Source organism: Sphingobacterium sp. Ag1 (assembly GCF_000988325.1).
Taxonomy (GTDB): domain Bacteria; phylum Bacteroidota; class Bacteroidia; order Sphingobacteriales; family Sphingobacteriaceae; genus Sphingobacterium.
Genome location: NZ_LBGU01000044.1, coordinates 271,840 through 287,554, shown reverse-complemented (window position 1 = coordinate 287,554; position 15,715 = coordinate 271,840). Strand labels below are relative to the sequence as shown.

Genomic DNA, 15,715 nt, shown 5'->3' with positions numbered 1-15,715 from the left:
AAATTTCTGCTTAATATCTCAGAAAATAAAATTCTTATATTTTTTCAATAATTCGATCTGCAAATTCACTTGTTTTAACTAAGGTAGCATCATCCATCAAATTGTAAAAATCCACCGTCACCGTTTTAGCCAGTATCGTTTCTCCTAAAGCCTTAACAATTGCCGCTGCAGCTTCCGTCCAACCTAGATATTCAAACAGCATGACACCACTCAAAATAACCGATGAAGGATTCATGGTATTTGTATTTGCAAAGCGAGGTGCAGTACCATGGGTGGCTTCAAAGACAGCATGCCCTGTTTTAAAATTGATGTTAGCCCCCGGAGCAATCCCTATCCCGCCAACCATAGCGGCTAGCGCATCAGAAATATAATCGCCGTTCAGATTCAACGTTGCTACAACAGAAAAATCCCGTGGATTAAGTAGGATCTGCTGTAAAAAATTGTCGGCAATCATATCTTTAATCAAAATTTTACCGGAATCCAAGGCCGCCTGTTGTTCTTGGTTGGCAACCTCGGCACCCTTTTCTTCTTTCGTTCGCTCCCACTGTCCCCAAGTATACGTTTTGTCAGCAAATTCCGTTTCAGCAACCTCATAACCCCAAATCTTAAAAGCTCCCTCCGTAAATTTCATGATATTTCCTTTGTGGACAATCGTAACGGAAGGCAGATTATGATCAATAGCATGTTCAATCGCTGCACGGACCAATCTTTTCGACCCCTCCTCAGAAACCAGTTTGACACCGACGCCTGTCGTGGACGAGAAATTGTAATCGATATCAAGCTCGTCATGCAAGAAATCCTGAAACCTATTGGCTTCAGCTGTTCCTGCCTGAAACTCTATTCCAGCATAAATATCTTCGGTATTTTCGCGAAAGATCACCATATCCACATACTCGGGATGTTTGACTGGTGAAGGTACACCCTCAAACCATTTTGTCGGGCGTTGACATACATAGAGATCCAAATCCTTACGCAACGCAACATTCAACGAACGGATTCCTCCGCCTACTGGCGTGGTGAGCGGCCCTTTGATTCCAACCAGGTACTCTTTTAATACATTCAGCGTATCTTTTGGTAGCCATTCGCCTGTTTCGTTGAAAGCTTTCTCACCTGCCAACACCTCCTTCCAGGTTATTTTCCGTTTTCCGCCATACGCTTTCTCCACCGCCTGATCAAAAACACGCACTGCCGCATGCCAAAGGTCGGGACCAATACCGTCGCCGATAATAAAAGGAATTGTTGGAAAATCTGGAACCTGTAAAGTTCCTTCACTTGACATTGTAATCTTATTTGACATAACCTTCAATTTTAACGGACAATAACTATCCCTTATTAAACATATTTCCGATTTCTTTGCTAATTTTTCTAAAGATTGGTGCAGCTTCAACATCTTCATATTCGTCAATGTGCGCATTTTCCACTCTACTAGGAAACACTAAAACAAGATTTTCGTTTGCATAAATACGATCTAATTTCTTTGCTACTCCATCCAAAGAATCCCGATAGGAAACTTCTCCATTTCTAGCCGACACAAAAATAAACATCGCATCCTCCTCCTTAAACGCTTTAAGGCCCTGTAAATTGTCCCAGTTGTCGTAATGTTTGAATGTGACAGGAACAGAATTTTTCAATTCGACGAGATGTTCTTCAATGGCAGCGGCAGAACGTGTATCAACCACAAAAGTGATAGACAGGGATAATTCCTGGGCAAACTTAACCACCTTCTCCAGCCAGTATTCGAAACCAAATTCCGCCTCGCACATCGGTGGTGCAAAAACGACAATGGACTTATTCGAAATAAAAGGTTTTTTAAAATGACATAACATCACATTAGCCGAGGTTCTATTTAAAATACTTTCCGTTTTCTCCCCGACAAACTTATCCATAAAATTGGCCGCACTTGGCCAGCCCAAAACAATACAATTGGCAGAAACCTCTTTTGCCGAACGCGCAACGCCGCTGGCAATGTTTAAATCTATTGTAGCACTTATATTCACATTTGTTTCACTACCCGAAGCATATCTGACCATATTGTCCAGGTTCTTCCGTGCTTTGGACATGTTTAATTGTGCCTGTTCATTATCTTTCACAACGGACACAATATTGACAGGATAGGAACATTTCTTGCTTTTAATATAGGTTGAAAAATCCAAAATCGGCTCCATATTATCCATATTAGCGATAGAAATCAAGATGTTTTCATCTTTTTCCTTCACCACATCAGTATGTTCTTCGTCCTGTTCACCGTCCATAACCACTTTACGTGAGGCATTTCCCGTCACCACCGTGGCGACAATGCAGGTCACCAAAATCAGTAGAATTGTACCATTAAGCACATTTTCATCGATAATGCCGTTCTTATGTCCAACCATGATAACCGCCAGTGTTGCTGCGGCATGCGCACTACTTAAACCAAATATTAGGTTACGTTGACCACGGCTGTATTTAAAAACGATCTGTGTCAGCCAGGCGGCCACATATTTTCCGACGATAGCCACAACGGTCAGTGTTCCGGCAATAATCAGGGCCTGCGGCCCCTTCAAGATCACGCTGACATCGACAATCATTCCCACAGATATCAAGAAGAAAGGAATAAAAATCGCATTGCCAATAAACTCGATCCGGTTCATCAAAGCCGAAGAATGTGGAATCAGTTTATTGAGGGCGAGACCGGCCACGAAAGCCCCAATAATCGGCTCAAGGCCGGCAATTTCCGCTAGAAAGGCCGCAAAAAAAACAACCGAGAGAACGAAGATATAGTTGGATGTTTTCTCACTCCCCAAGCGCTCAAAAAACCATTTCGCGATCCTTGGAATAACACCAAACATGATAAATAGAAAGATAGCAAAGGAAATGGCCAGTGTAATCCAAAATTCATTGCCTATATTTCCCTGGGAAATACCGGTAATCACAGCAAGAATAATCAACACGGCCGTATCCGTCAGGATTGTTCCACCGATCGTTATCGCCACAGCCTCCATTTTTGAAATACCATAGCTATTGACGATGGGATACGAAACCAGCGTATGGGTAGCAAACATGCTTGATATCAACAAACTCGGCAAAACACCGTAACCCAATAAAAAGTGACAAACGGGATAACCAATACTGATCGGCACGATGAATGTTAGAAAGCCAAAGAGCAAGCTTTTATTTTTGGTCTTTTTAAATTCATTCATGTCCAACTCAAGGCCGGCAATAAACATGATATAGAGCAGGCCGATCGTTGAAAACAGCGTTATGGCCGAGTTTTTTTCCAACCAGTTGAGTCCATGTGGCCCAATAACAACGCCAGATATAATTAATCCTATAATACCCGGCACCTTAATCGGGCGCAGTACAATCGGTGATAACAGGATAATAAAAAGTACCAGTGAAAATATAAGTACAGGATTTTGTAAAGGTGCTTCGAAAGCGTGGGAAATATGCTCAAAAGTTTTATTCATAAGTGCTTGTATACTAGCCGTAAAATATAAATATTTATTTTTCTATACAGCTCGAAAAATAGTTAACAGCATTAAAAATACGATTTTTTAAAGAAAGCGAAGCTTAAAAAGAGTGTTACTTAAAAGAAATGGCTTTAATCGGACTAATCTTGGTAATAAGCATTGACGGAATAAATAAAGAGATCATTCCGATAAACACAACCGCCAAATTGACAAGAATCACATCAGACCATTGAAGTTGAACGGCCACATAGGAGATATAGTAGGTCTTCTCATCCAATTTAAAGAAATGGGTAAAATCCTGAAAAAAGTAAAAACCGAGGCCAATAAGATTACCGATTAACAATCCGAGGCCGATCAGGTACAAGGCACTGTACATGAAGACGCGGCGAATTCCGGCATTGTGATACCCCAACGCCTTTAAAATACCGATCATTGAAGTCCGCTCAAGAATGGTGATCAGCAAGGCGGAAATCATATTGATAATCGCCACGACCGTCATCAGGACAAAAATGATTTTGGTATTCATATCCAGCAATTCCAGCCATTGAAAAATATCGGGAACCTGATCCTTGATATTGATGGCCTGCATATCGATAGGCAACAGATCTTCAACTCTATTCGTTGTCTGTTCGAGTTGACTAAAATCTTTAATCCGAATCTCATAGCCCCCTACTTCATGATCATCGAGGTTGCTCAGTTTGCGGATGACGTTTAGCGAACCGATCACATAAACCTTATCTAGTTCTTCGGAACCCGTATTAAAAATGCCCTTAATGACAAATTTACGTTTGCGTATAGGATCCTGCACGAAATACATGATAAAGTCGTCACCGACTTTTAGGAGCAGTCGATCAGCGAGATACTTGGATACTAAAATCTGATTATCGGCATTATCCGATTTAAAGTCTATCATATTTCCTTCCACCAGCATACGCTGAAAGGGCTGCTGATTATACAATGAATCAATACCCTTGAGAACCACGCCTTCAACCTCGTCGTTCACATTGATGATCCCGGCCTTGGTCGCAAAGGAACTGATTGAGCTGACTTGGGGAATCGCCAATATGGACTTTCGGACCTCGGGTGTAAGCGTTATCGGTGAATTTTCGTAAGACTTATTTAAGTCGTAACGCAACACCAATACATCGGCAAAAAAACTCCGTTGTTTACTGATAATCTCTCCCTTAAATCCGCGCAATACCGCAATAGAGATAATAATCGCTGCAATGGCAAGAGCAATAGCACCAATAGTCACCCGAACGATCAATTTTGAGAACGTTCTTTTTCCAGAAAATGCGATCCGATTTGCTAAAAAATAAGGAAAATTCAAGCTTTCAATATATTTATGTAACTTCGCAAAGTTATAAAAATTTGTTATTTACAAAACTGAAATGACAAATAATTAGGCGTTTTTCAGTAGGCTATTCCATGAGGATGCCCCTGTGCTGGTTTAAAGAGTTTTATAAAAATTACAAGTATGATGCGTATTATTTTCATGGGTACTCCCGATTTTGCTGTAGCTTCTCTTGAAGCGCTGATTCAGTCTGGCGAACAAGTTGTCGCTGTGGTTACGGTACCGGACAAACCAGCGGGACGTGGACAAAAAATACACGAGTCTGCTGTAAAAATATTTGCTACGCAACATAACATTCCCGTCCTTCAACCTGTGAAACTTCGCGATGAAGCATTTTTAGATGAACTGAAAAGTTTTCAGGCTGATCTACAGGTTGTGGTGGCATTTCGCATGCTCCCTGAGATCGTCTGGAATATGCCCAAATTTGGAACAATCAACGTTCACGCCTCACTCCTTCCACAATATCGGGGTGCAGCACCGATAAATCATGCCATCATCAATGGCGAGAAAGAATCGGGCGTAACGACATTTTTACTACAGCACGAAATCGATACGGGAAACATCTTATTGTCGAAAAAAGTTGCCATCAAAGAAACTGATAACGCCGGCGATCTTCACGACAACCTCATGGTAGCTGGGGCAGAAACCCTCCTTCAAACGATTCAGCAATTAAAGGCAGGAACCTTACAGCCTAAGTCTCAAGAGGTCCTTCTCACAGGGGAACCGCTCAAACATGCACCAAAAATTTTCAAAGAAGACTGTAAAATAAACTGGGATCAGCCCACTGCGCAGGTGTATAACTTCATTCGTGGTTTAAGCCCTTACCCAGCGGCATTTACCCTCTTAAACGATAAGGTCCTAAAAATCTATCGCACAGAAAAAGAACTTGTCAATACAGCTACACTCCCTGGAACCATAGAAACTGATAAGAAAAGTTTCTTAAAAATTGCGGCACAAGACGGCTATATTGTCATTACTGACCTTCAGCTTGAAGGCAAGAAAAGGATGAATGTAGTCGATTTTTTAAAAGGCTATCGATTTTAACCTTTTTCATCACCACCATCATAATATTGCAGCAAATCACCAGGCTGGCAGTCTAGCGCTTTACATATCGCTTCAAGAGTATCTAATCGCAATGCCTTCGCCTTTTGATTCTTGATGATTGAAAGATTGGAAAGGGTAATTCCGACGTTGTCACTCAATTGGTTAAGTGACATCTTTTTCTCTTTCATTATTTTATCCAAGTGAATTAAGATTGGCATAATATAATTTTTATTCTTTTAAATTTATTTAATGTCACTAATAAAACAAAAGATCCATCTTTTTGTTTTATCATAAAATTATCATTTTAAAATAAATTTGAGGAATGCATAGCGCATAGTAAATCAGCTACCGTTGAGTTAAATTGTCTAGAATAAGAAAAAAAATTAAACCTTTTAGCTCTTTAAATATCAAACAGTTGAATATTACAGCAATGGATAAGAAGAAAAAAAATATTAGAATGGAATAGTTTTTGATGATTAAAAATTGAAACTCAAAAAAGCCTAACTCACTAAATATGAGTGGCTAGATAATCAATTTTCCATTAATAATTCAAAAATTTTTCGTATTTTCGCAAACATTTCTTAGAGAGGAGAATTAATAAAAATTAATGAGACAGCTCAAAATTACACAATCTATCACCAATCGTGAGTCACAGTCTTTGGACAAATACTTACACGAAATTGGTAAAGTAGACTTAATTACAGCAGAAGAAGAAGTAGAATTAGCACAGCGTATCCGCGAAGGCGATCAAGTTGCCTTGGAAAAATTGACTAAAACCAACCTTCGTTTCGTAGTATCAGTGGCAAAACAATATCAAAATCAGGGTTTAACCTTAGGTGATTTAATCAATGAAGGAAACCTGGGCTTAATTAAAGCAGCTAAACGTTTTGACGAAACAAAGGGGTTTAAATTCATTTCTTATGCCGTTTGGTGGATTCGCCAATCTATTCTTCAAGCAATTGCTGAACAATCGCGTATCGTACGTCTGCCATTGAACCAGGTTGGTTCATTGAGCAAAATCAGTAAGGCTTTCTCAAAACTAGAACAAGAATACGAACGGGAACCGTCTCCAGAAGAATTGGCGGATATCCTTGAAACCACAGTAGACAAGGTTTCGGATACCCTAAGCAACTCTGGCCGTCACGTATCTATGGACGCTCCCTTTGTTCAAGGTGAAGAAAACACACTTTTGGACGTTTTGGAGAACCATGATCCAGACACAGACAGTTCTTTGATTGATGAATCTCTGTCAGAAGAAATCAAACGATCATTGGCAACATTAACAGAAAGAGAACGTGAAATTATCGTACTTTTCTTTGGCTTAGGTTCCAATCACCAATTGTCGTTAGAGGAAATCGGAGAAAAATTCAATTTAACACGTGAGCGCGTTCGTCAGATCAAAGATAAAGCTCTTCAGCGTTTGAGACACACTTCAAGAAGCAAAATCTTAAAATCCTATTTGGGTTAACAAGAGATACTTATTAGACATTTTGGCAATCCCAATCAGAAATGGTTGGGATTTTTTTTGGGTTGCCTACTACGCAGGCAACCCTTCTATTTTCCAAGACTCCTGTTATTTAGAATCCGGCATCAAAATAAATTCAAAAAGTCGATCTCTTTTCAAATATTTCCCAGCAACATCCTGTACTGATTTCGAAGTTACCTTCTTCAAATTATCTATTCTACGTGTATATCGTGCGAGATCAAGATCATTCTGATAGGAACTTGATATATAATTCAGCCAATAACCATTTTCACGAAGATTCAACTCATTTTGTCGCTGTTGTTCTGCTAGGAACTTTTCGATATCTCCATTTTCAGGGCCTTTTTCCTGAATCTTCTTGACTTCATCCAAGGCCGAAGTGATTAAAGCATCAGCCTTATCTACTGCCGAACCAAAACCAATGGAAAAAGCATAGCGTGCTTTTGGCAGCTTACTGAAACTCGCCCGAGCGCCCACACCATAAACTCCACCTTCTTTTTCACGGAGTCTTTCCAATAATTTGATCGTCAAGACACTCTCCAAGGCTTCCATATTGACATTTTCAGTTTCATTATAGGAATAATTCCCATAGTAAGCCAATTGCGTACTTGCTTTTTCTTCTTTGCCCTTATGAACAACCACGCGCTCGCCCTTGCTCGGCTCTAGGATATTTAAATCCTTATAGGTCTCGCCTCTTTTAAGGGCCGGCAACGAAGCCAGGTAGGTTTCTAAATAAGGCTTGATCTGATTCTCGTCAAATGACCCCACGATTGTGAATACAAAATCCGAAGCATCAGCAAATCGTTCTTTGTAAATTGCCAAAGCACGCTCCCGATCAATTTTATTGATCGTTTCTACCGTTGGATTTTGCCGGCGGATATTGTTGCCATAAAGCACTTCTTTCACTTTATCCGAGAATACATTATTTGGATTGCTCAATCTATTTTCCAAAGATCCTTTTGCCCGGGTCATGGTACTCTGGAAAATATCCTGATCCAATCGAGGCTCGGTAAAATAACCATAAATCAATTCAAAAGCATTCTTCAAGCCTTCTTTATCTGTGCTACCTGAAATACCTTCATAACGTTCGGAGATATACGGAGAGATCGAAACATCTTTTCCTGAGAGATACTTCGTAAGCTCAACGTTGTTCATTTGCCCAACACCGCTCGCATCAATTAAAGAAGATGCATTGGAGGCTGAGAAGTAATCTGCATCACTATAGCCTGATGTTCCACCCGGACTATACGCCATAATCTGTATCTCATCATTTTTAAAGTCCGTAGGCTTTAGGATTACTTTCACACCATTGCTTAAGGTCAATTCTTTCGCTTGAACGGCGTCAATACTTTTTGACGATACAACAGTGCCTTTTACGGGCTCTTTTGAAAGCAAGGGAAGATTGGAAACTTTATCTTCATATGCTGTCACGGGGCTCTCTTCCACTGCCTTCACCCAACCCATCACGGTGGACTCAGCGGGTAAGTTGGCCTTATCCTTTTCTGGCCCCATAACTAAAACATCGCGGTTCAGATCGGTATAATATTTTTTCACCAAACCATTCACTTCCGACAGTTTCAACGTTGGTAACAACTGTTTAGTCAAACGATAAGCGTTTTCATTACTTAAAGCCGGTTCATCATCAATAAAATAATTGAGATAACGGTTTACATAGCTATCCGATTTCTTTTTATCACGCTCGATAAAAGACATCTCGTTACCCTTTTTCATATCGGCGATAGCCCGATCCAACTCCGTCTGTGTAAAACCGTATTTTTGAATGCGCTCAAATTCGGTTAACATCGCTTTAAATCCGGATTCCAACTCGCCTGGTTTAGGCACTACCAACAATGAAAAAGTATTAAGGTTAGCAACAAAATCGCTGATACTTCCACCTGCCTGCATAAAAGGAGGGTTCGGTTGTTGCATCAATTCAGAAAAACGACCCGCGATCATCTGATTGAACACATTCTTCAACAGCTCGTTTCTGTAATCTCCTACCGTGGAAACCTTTTCTTTTTCGCTTTTGATCAAAATCTGTGCAACAGTGTAGGGCAGTTCCGGATCTGAAATAGCCAAGAACTGGTTCTTGTTTAACAGATCGACACGATATTTTTTACGCTCCAACGCTTTTTTGGGCATTTTCATATCGGAAAACAATACTTTCACCCTTTCTTCCATTTCCTTGGGATCAATATCTCCAACGATGATCAGGGCCTGTAAATCCGGGCGATACCAGTCTTCATGAAATTTGCGTATTTCTGTGTAGGGAAATGTTTTCAGTATCTGTTCCGTTCCGATCGGCAAACGTTTGGAGTAAAGGGAACCATTGAGCAACATCGGAAAGTATTGATCCTGTAAACGCTGCTGTACTCCTCTTCCACCTCGTTTTTCTTCGAGAATAACACCCCGTTCTTTATCAATTTCTTCACCATCCAACAAAGCGTCCTGAGCCCAATCGCGCATTACCTGCAAACCATTTTTTAAAAGTTCAGGATCGTCAGAAGGAATGGGTAGCTGATAAACGGTCTGGTCAAAGCTGGTATAGGCATTGAGGTCCGATCCAAATCGAACACCCGCTTTCTGCAGGTAGTTAACCAATTCATTCTTTGGAAAGTGCTTCAGGCCATTGAAGTTCATATGCTCTAAAAAATGTGCCAGACCGAGCTGTTTTTCATTTTCCAGAATAGAGCCGGCCTTCATGCCCAGATACATGGTAACACGACCTTTAGGCTCGCTATTTTTACGAATAAAGTATGTAAATCCATTTTTCAGTTTCCCTGTGATGACTTCATTGTCGAAGGGTAATTTTTGATTCAGGGCCAAACTATCTTGGGATAGAATCGCGCGCGCTTCCGCAGTTAACGTGGTTGGCATTTTTGCTTCTGCTATATAGAACGTAGCCGGTAATAGAAAAGCTAATGCGAGTGGTTTAATGAATTTCATACAAAAAAATGTCTTTTTTCAGTTATTTTTGCTAATTGTTTTATATTAGGGTAAACGGAACAGGAGATCAATTGTCCCGATAAATCGTAAAATACAGATTAATACTTTTTTCATTATCCAAGGAGGAATCGGGACCCGCTATAAGGGAACGTCTCTTTGTATTACTTATAATCTGTAAAAATTCCACTTAAAAATACAGAATAACTTTCGAAAAGAACAACAGTTAATTGTAATTTTGTTGCAAATGGATTTTGAAAACTGGAGTGATATAAAAAAAGAATTCGAACAATTCTTAAAGTTCGAAAGAGGCTTAAGCGTTAATTCAATTGATGCTTACTTAAATGACGTATCCAAATTTCAGATCTACTGCGAAGACAATCATTTGGTTTTAAATACCGTCACGAGAAAGAACATACAGGAGTTTTTGGCTTGGTTGCAGGAGTTTAATATTTCACCCTTCACACAATCCCGGCTGATATCTGGTCTGAAGACTTTCTTTAACTTTTTGATGATCGAGCATGAATTAGTCAACAATCCGACAGACCTTCTTCAGGCACCACGCTTGGCACGCAAGCTGCCCAGCGTTTTGAGCATACATGAGATTGACCAATTGATCGCGGCAATCGATCTCTCTTCACCCGAGGGTGAGCGTAATAAAACGATCATCGAAATCTTATACGGATGTGGTCTCCGTGTTTCCGAACTTGTCACACTCAAAATATCAAACCTTTTTTTAGACGTCGAATTTATCAAAGTTGAGGGTAAGGGAAGCAAAGAACGCCTCATTCCAATTGGTCAACACGCCATTAAACACCTTCGCATCTATTTAGAAACAATCAGACCTCATATCAAGATTAAGGCCGGAAATGAAGATATTGTATTCCTCAATAGAAGAGGCGCCGCATTATCCCGGGTCATGATCTTCTTGATCATCAAAGAACTTGCCTTAAAAATCGGTTTACAAAAAACCATCAGCCCACATACCTTTAGACATAGCTTTGCGTCACATCTCGTGGAAGGTGGTGCCGACTTAAGAGCTGTACAGGATATGCTCGGTCATGAAAGTATTACCACGACCGAAATATACACACACATCGATAGGGACTACCTTCATTCCGTTATTACGCAATATCATCCACGGTCGTGATGAATGTCCGATCACCTTTTGCCAGCTCGGTCGTCCAAATGAACTGTACTGCTTTATTCAGGGGCAATCGTGCTAGCCACCTCTCATTCCACATGGCCCGCCCGATGCTAAGCATATATGGAAACTATTAGCATTGACGTAAAAAAAATAGAGAATTGACGAAAGCTAAACGCTAAAATACTGACGATAAGATGCCTTAAAAATTGATTGCTAAAAGATATAATTTTATCACAAAGATTGTTTGTAAGATCTAGAAAATAGTATATCTTTGCGAGACGTTCCCGTAGTTCAATGGATAGAATTTCAGATTCCGGTTCTGACGATGTGGGTTCGACCCCCGCCGGGAACACATCCTATTTAACAACAAAGACTATCCTAGGATAGTCTTTGTTGTTTAGAAGCTCTTTTGCAATAACTTGTGTTGCGAAGCCGTAAAAATATTCCGGAAGATGATATTGATTTCATGATCAAGGGCTGCCCCTGAAATTCCGGTATGTGGATAGAGTCGTATTGTATTTGTCAAAATAGATTCCACAAAATCCCGGCTTTGTATCCCTATCTGTTCATAAATCGCGGCATTATCATTGCCATCGTGAAGATTTTCCCAAGAAAGAGCGGCCAAATTCATGATGGCTTCCCTCCGATTGGCATAATCCTGCTGAAGGTCATCCAGCAACCTAAACGCAGCCTTACTTTCAGACTTTTCCCATTTAGATTGATTGCTTTTCATTACAAACAGTTTTTCAACCAGATCCAGAAAGCGTTTGTGCATGCCCATAAAGTTTGCCAATAAAGTCAATTCTGCAAAAGGCATAAAGGGATATTGGTACAACGGCTCGCCACGTGCACTTTTTGCCGCATCAATCTCAAAAGACTGCCTACCATCGACAAGAATGTCTTCAAGTGAAAAAGAATGCGAAGCCGTAGCCTCCAATCCAAATGTATCCCAATCATAGTGAATCAGTACATGATCCCGATCGACAAAAAATGACTTGATCAGTGGTTCACCCTTTTCATCCAATACGGGTTTTCCCGCCTCCTGAATTGCGGCATTTAATGTGAAGTGGGTTAAATGCGGTGCTCCGGTAGCGTATCTCCAGAAACCACGGAGTCGATAGTGGTCCCCTTCACGCGTAGCAGTACCAGATGCCTGTCCACTACCCCCGAAACAAACCCGATCCGTTTCGAAAATTTGATTTCCTATAAGGGGATCAATAAAACCGACAAAGAGATTTGCTCCTGAACATAACGTGACTGTCCAGGCTAATCCCCCATCCCAATAAGCCAGCTCAGCCAATAAACTGAGTCCTTCAGGTACACTTAACCCCAATCCACCTAATGCACGGGGAACCCAAATCTTAAACCACTTCCGACGGTAAATCAGCTGCAATTGTCCATCTGACAACGTTTTCTGCTGAATTCCTTTTGCCTGATTATCTTTCAGTATAGCGATATCTTCGCTATTGAATTGCATATCTTTCTTCACGTATTATTCTCCTCCAATTAAAATACCCACTAAATGCCATAACAAATAAAAATAACGTCAAGCCCGAATAAAGAAACAGCCCTTTATGGATCAGTAAAGGAATTGCCATCAGATTACTGATATTCAACAATATCCAGTTTTCTATCTTCCGCTTTGCCAATAACCACATCCCTGCCCAAGCTGTACAGGAAACTGCAGAATCCCAAAGCGGTACATCAGAATCTGTTAAGTGTACCAATCCGAAATAAAACAAGAGAAAACCGGCGGCACAAATTCCCCCGACTATCCACCATTCTTTCGGCTCACAGTGTGTTATGGGCGTAGCTACGTCACGACTATATTTCCAATAGATCCAGCCATAGATGCTCATGATCAAATAATAGAGATGTAGCAATATTTCGGCATATAGTTTCGCATGGAATAATACGTATACAGAAATTAAGATCCCAATAATCCCAAAAATGTAATTGATGGATTTATTTTGCCGGGAAAACCAAACTTGTAAAACACCAAAGGATACCCCTAGCCATTCCGCAATGGTGGCCTGTTGAATCTGTTTTATAAAAGCTTCGAGAATTGTTTCAGAAGTCATCGCCTTGTTTATTATTTCGTGTCATTCATAATAAACCTATGGGAGAGAAACGGCTATTTTGATTGAAATTAAATCCCTACGCCAGCATTACCTGGATCAGGTATATAAAAGCGATTGTACAAGGAGGTACAATCGCTTCTATTGGGTATAATCTCAGCCGAGAATGACCACGGTCATTCCAAGCACCCCATAAGTATATTTTCGGTCGAATTGATTATTCTATAGCAATCAATTTCAACGCTTTGTGCGTACGCGTACGCGTTTCTTTACAAAGTTGCGCATCGTCGTTCAATGATTTCCCATGCGAAGGAATCATCTCACGTAGTTTTTTACGGTATTCATCTGATTTGGCACGTTCAGGAAAACATTTCTTCAACAGGCTGATCATAATAGCAACAGAAGTGGAAGCCCCAGGAGACGCTCCTAATAGCGCAGCAATAGAACCATCGGCACTAGACACTACCTCTGTACCGAATTCCAAAATTCCACCTTTCTTTTCATCTTTTTTGATGACCTGAACACGTTGCCCTGCTTTTTCAATGACCCAATCTTCCAATTTAGCTGTAGGCATAAATTGTTTTAAGGACTCCAGTTTATCTTTAGGTGACTTCATGACTTCAGTAATAAGATACTTCGTCAAAGGTAAATTATCAAGTCCGGCTGATAACATCGGACGGATATTAGACAATTTGATAGAAGCCGGTAAATCGAAGTAAGACCCCTGTTTTAAGAACTTCGTTGAGAAGCCTGCATAAGGTCCAAACAATAAGGCTTGCTTGCCATCAATATAACGTGTATCCAAGTGCGGTACCGACATTGGCGGCGCACCGACAGAAGCTTTACCATATACTTTCGCATGGTGTGTATTAATGATCTCTTCATTCACACAACGTAGCCATTGGCCTCCCACCGGGAATCCACCATAACCTTTTGCTTCTGGTATGCCGGATTTTTCCAACAATAACAAGGAGTGACCACCGGCACCAATGAATACAAATTTTGCTTTGATTTCTCTCTTCTTTCCTGTCTTTAAATCTTTGACTTCCACTTCCCAACGACCATCGTCTTCACGATCGATGTCAATTACTTCGTGGTTTAAGGAAATCGAAATATTTTCTTTATTTTCAAGATTTGCGATCAAATCACGCGTCAATGAACCAAAGTTCACATCCGTACCGAGATCCATTTTTGTTGCAGCGATTTTTTCGTCTGCCGCACGTCCTTCCATCATTAATGGAATCCATGATTTCAATAATGTTGTATCTTCCGTATACTCCATTCCCTTAAACAAATTTTGGGTCGTCAACGTTTCCCATCTTGTTTTTAGAAATTTAGCGTCTTTTTCACCAAAAACCGCACTCATGTGTGGAATGCTACGGATAAAATTTTCAGGTTGTGCAATAATGCCTTTATCAACAAGATAGGACCAGAATTGCTTAGACACTTCAAATTGCTCGGCAATTTTCACTGCTTTATCAATCTTGACAGAACCATCTTTCTGTTCGGGGGTATAATTCAACTCGCATAAAGCAGAGTGACCCGTGCCAGCATTATTCCATGCGTCAGAACTTTCAGCAGCCACAACATCCAAACGCTCAAGAATTTCAATATTAATGTCTGGGCTTAATTCATTGATTAGAGTACCCAAAGTAGCACTCATAATACCGGCGCCGATTAGAACAACGTCAACTTCTTTATTTGATTTTTTGCTCATGTTTTTGTGATTGATGCAAATTTAATATAGTTTTTGGTAAACGTCCAAGTCTTTTGTCAAAAAACTGTACTTTTTAGAACCACTTATTCAAAAATACCATTGATTTATTAAAATAATCCTAAGTGAGCGATCGCTTACCGTAAAATTCTAAAATTGTTTATTAAAAACACTCCCCTACTCCAAGATAAACACCAGGTCAGCACACAATGTTTTTCTATTTTAACCCGTTATTTATCGAAAGATTTTGTGTTATAATATAGTTTTAACATTTTTGCAGAACATCGACGGGCAATAGCGTATACAGTAGCTAAAAAAAGATCATGTATTCGCTCATACGACGGCATCGGTAAAACACAGGCACTGTGGCATAACCAAGATAAACCAAACGGAAACGAGTTCATATATCGTCTTGAATTCCAAGAACAAAAGGACTGTGAACGAAAGACAGCGCGTGGAAAATGGCCATAAATGCCTTGGCGTGAATAATGGAAGAACAAATA

General features: G+C 40.2%; 11 protein-coding genes, 1 tRNA gene and 1 riboswitch. Of the genes, 4 read left to right on the top strand and 8 right to left on the bottom strand.

Features of this window, described 5'->3' with window-relative positions:
• Positions 1 to 34: 34 nt before the first annotated feature.
• From icd to AAW12_RS21985, 3 genes are all read right to left on the bottom strand, one after another.
• Entirely contained in the window at positions 35 to 1,297 is a 1,263-nt protein-coding gene (gene icd, locus AAW12_RS21995; RefSeq protein ID WP_046675817.1) for an NADP-dependent isocitrate dehydrogenase, read from the bottom strand.
• A 25-nt stretch (positions 1,298 to 1,322) separates the two neighbouring features.
• Positions 1,323 to 3,446 carry a cation:proton antiporter gene (locus AAW12_RS21990; RefSeq protein WP_046675816.1) on the bottom strand — a complete coding sequence of 708 codons (2,124 nt, stop codon included), beginning with the start codon at positions 3,444 to 3,446 and terminating at the stop codon, positions 1,323 to 1,325.
• Positions 3,447 to 3,561: 115 nt separating this feature from the next.
• Positions 3,562 to 4,779 (bottom strand): ABC transporter permease, encoded by a 1,218-nt coding sequence (locus AAW12_RS21985; RefSeq protein ID WP_046675815.1) that lies wholly within the window; start codon positions 4,777 to 4,779, stop codon positions 3,562 to 3,564.
• Positions 4,780 to 4,929: 150 nt separating this feature from the next.
• On the opposite strand from AAW12_RS21985, the gene fmt reads away from it, so the two are divergent.
• Complete coding sequence (fmt, locus tag AAW12_RS21980; protein WP_046675814.1) at positions 4,930 to 5,847, top strand: methionyl-tRNA formyltransferase; 918 nt, start codon at positions 4,930 to 4,932, stop codon at positions 5,845 to 5,847.
• On the opposite strand, the gene AAW12_RS21975 is transcribed toward fmt, so the two are convergent.
• Positions 5,844 to 6,065: a helix-turn-helix domain-containing protein gene (locus tag AAW12_RS21975; protein ID WP_046675813.1), complete on the bottom strand. Its 222-nt coding sequence runs from the start codon at positions 6,063 to 6,065 to the stop codon at positions 5,844 to 5,846. The two genes, fmt and AAW12_RS21975, sit on opposite strands and share 4 nt — an antisense overlap.
• Before the next feature lie 389 nt (positions 6,066 to 6,454).
• Between AAW12_RS21975 and AAW12_RS21970 the strand changes: the two genes are divergently transcribed.
• Positions 6,455 to 7,315, top strand: coding sequence for an RNA polymerase sigma factor RpoD/SigA (locus AAW12_RS21970; protein ID WP_028068906.1), 861 nt, complete (start codon positions 6,455 to 6,457; stop codon positions 7,313 to 7,315).
• Between the two features lie 105 nt (positions 7,316 to 7,420).
• Here the strand turns inward: AAW12_RS21970 and AAW12_RS21965 are convergent, their stop codons facing one another.
• Positions 7,421 to 10,276 (bottom strand): M16 family metallopeptidase, encoded by a 2,856-nt coding sequence (locus AAW12_RS21965; RefSeq protein WP_046675812.1) that lies wholly within the window; start codon positions 10,274 to 10,276, stop codon positions 7,421 to 7,423.
• A 244-nt stretch (positions 10,277 to 10,520) separates the two neighbouring features.
• Here AAW12_RS21965 and xerD point away from each other — a divergent pair, with 244 nt between their 5' ends.
• Entirely contained in the window at positions 10,521 to 11,423 is a 903-nt protein-coding gene (gene xerD, locus AAW12_RS21960) for a site-specific tyrosine recombinase XerD (protein WP_046675811.1), read from the top strand.
• A 277-nt stretch (positions 11,424 to 11,700) separates the two neighbouring features.
• Positions 11,701 to 11,772: transfer RNA gene (locus AAW12_RS21955), tRNA-Arg, on the top strand.
• 45 nt (positions 11,773 to 11,817) lie between these two features.
• Here AAW12_RS21955 and AAW12_RS21950 read toward each other — a convergent pair.
• From AAW12_RS21950 to AAW12_RS21940, 3 genes are all read right to left on the bottom strand, one after another.
• A complete protein-coding gene (locus tag AAW12_RS21950) occupies positions 11,818 to 12,897 on the bottom strand; it encodes a hypothetical protein (protein WP_046675810.1) in 1,080 nt (359 codons plus the stop codon).
• Entirely contained in the window at positions 12,884 to 13,501 is a 618-nt protein-coding gene (pnuC, locus tag AAW12_RS21945; protein ID WP_156167728.1) for a nicotinamide riboside transporter PnuC, read from the bottom strand. Before pnuC ends, AAW12_RS21950 begins: the two co-directional genes overlap by 14 nt.
• 55 nt (positions 13,502 to 13,556) lie before the next feature.
• Positions 13,557 to 13,701, bottom strand: a riboswitch (TPP riboswitch).
• 14 nt (positions 13,702 to 13,715) lie between these two features.
• On the bottom strand, positions 13,716 to 15,215 hold the full coding sequence (locus tag AAW12_RS21940) for a malate:quinone oxidoreductase (protein ID WP_046675809.1): 1,500 nt from the start codon (positions 15,213 to 15,215) through the stop codon (positions 13,716 to 13,718).
• Positions 15,216 to 15,715: the final 500 nt, after the last annotated feature.

What these genes read in the sequence shown, in the direction of transcription:
- xerD (WP_046675811.1), top strand. Translation starts at nt 10,521, where the DNA reads ATGGATTTTGAAAACTGGAGTGATATAAAAAAAGAATTCGAACAATTC.
- fmt (WP_046675814.1), top strand. Translation starts at nt 4,930, where the DNA reads ATGCGTATTATTTTCATGGGTACTCCCGATTTTGCTGTAGCTTCTCTT.
- AAW12_RS21975 (WP_046675813.1), bottom strand. Translation starts at nt 6,065, where the DNA reads ATGCCAATCTTAATTCACTTGGATAAAATAATGAAAGAGAAAAAGATG.
- AAW12_RS21990 (WP_046675816.1), bottom strand. Translation starts at nt 3,446, where the DNA reads ATGAATAAAACTTTTGAGCATATTTCCCACGCTTTCGAAGCACCTTTA.
- AAW12_RS21970 (WP_028068906.1), top strand. Translation starts at nt 6,455, where the DNA reads ATGAGACAGCTCAAAATTACACAATCTATCACCAATCGTGAGTCACAG.
- AAW12_RS21965 (WP_046675812.1), bottom strand. Translation starts at nt 10,276, where the DNA reads ATGAAATTCATTAAACCACTCGCATTAGCTTTTCTATTACCGGCTACG.
- icd (WP_046675817.1), bottom strand. Translation starts at nt 1,297, where the DNA reads ATGTCAAATAAGATTACAATGTCAAGTGAAGGAACTTTACAGGTTCCA.
- AAW12_RS21950 (WP_046675810.1), bottom strand. Translation starts at nt 12,897, where the DNA reads ATGCAATTCAATAGCGAAGATATCGCTATACTGAAAGATAATCAGGCA.
- pnuC (WP_156167728.1), bottom strand. Translation starts at nt 13,501, where the DNA reads ATGACTTCTGAAACAATTCTCGAAGCTTTTATAAAACAGATTCAACAG.
- AAW12_RS21940 (WP_046675809.1), bottom strand. Translation starts at nt 15,215, where the DNA reads ATGAGCAAAAAATCAAATAAAGAAGTTGACGTTGTTCTAATCGGCGCC.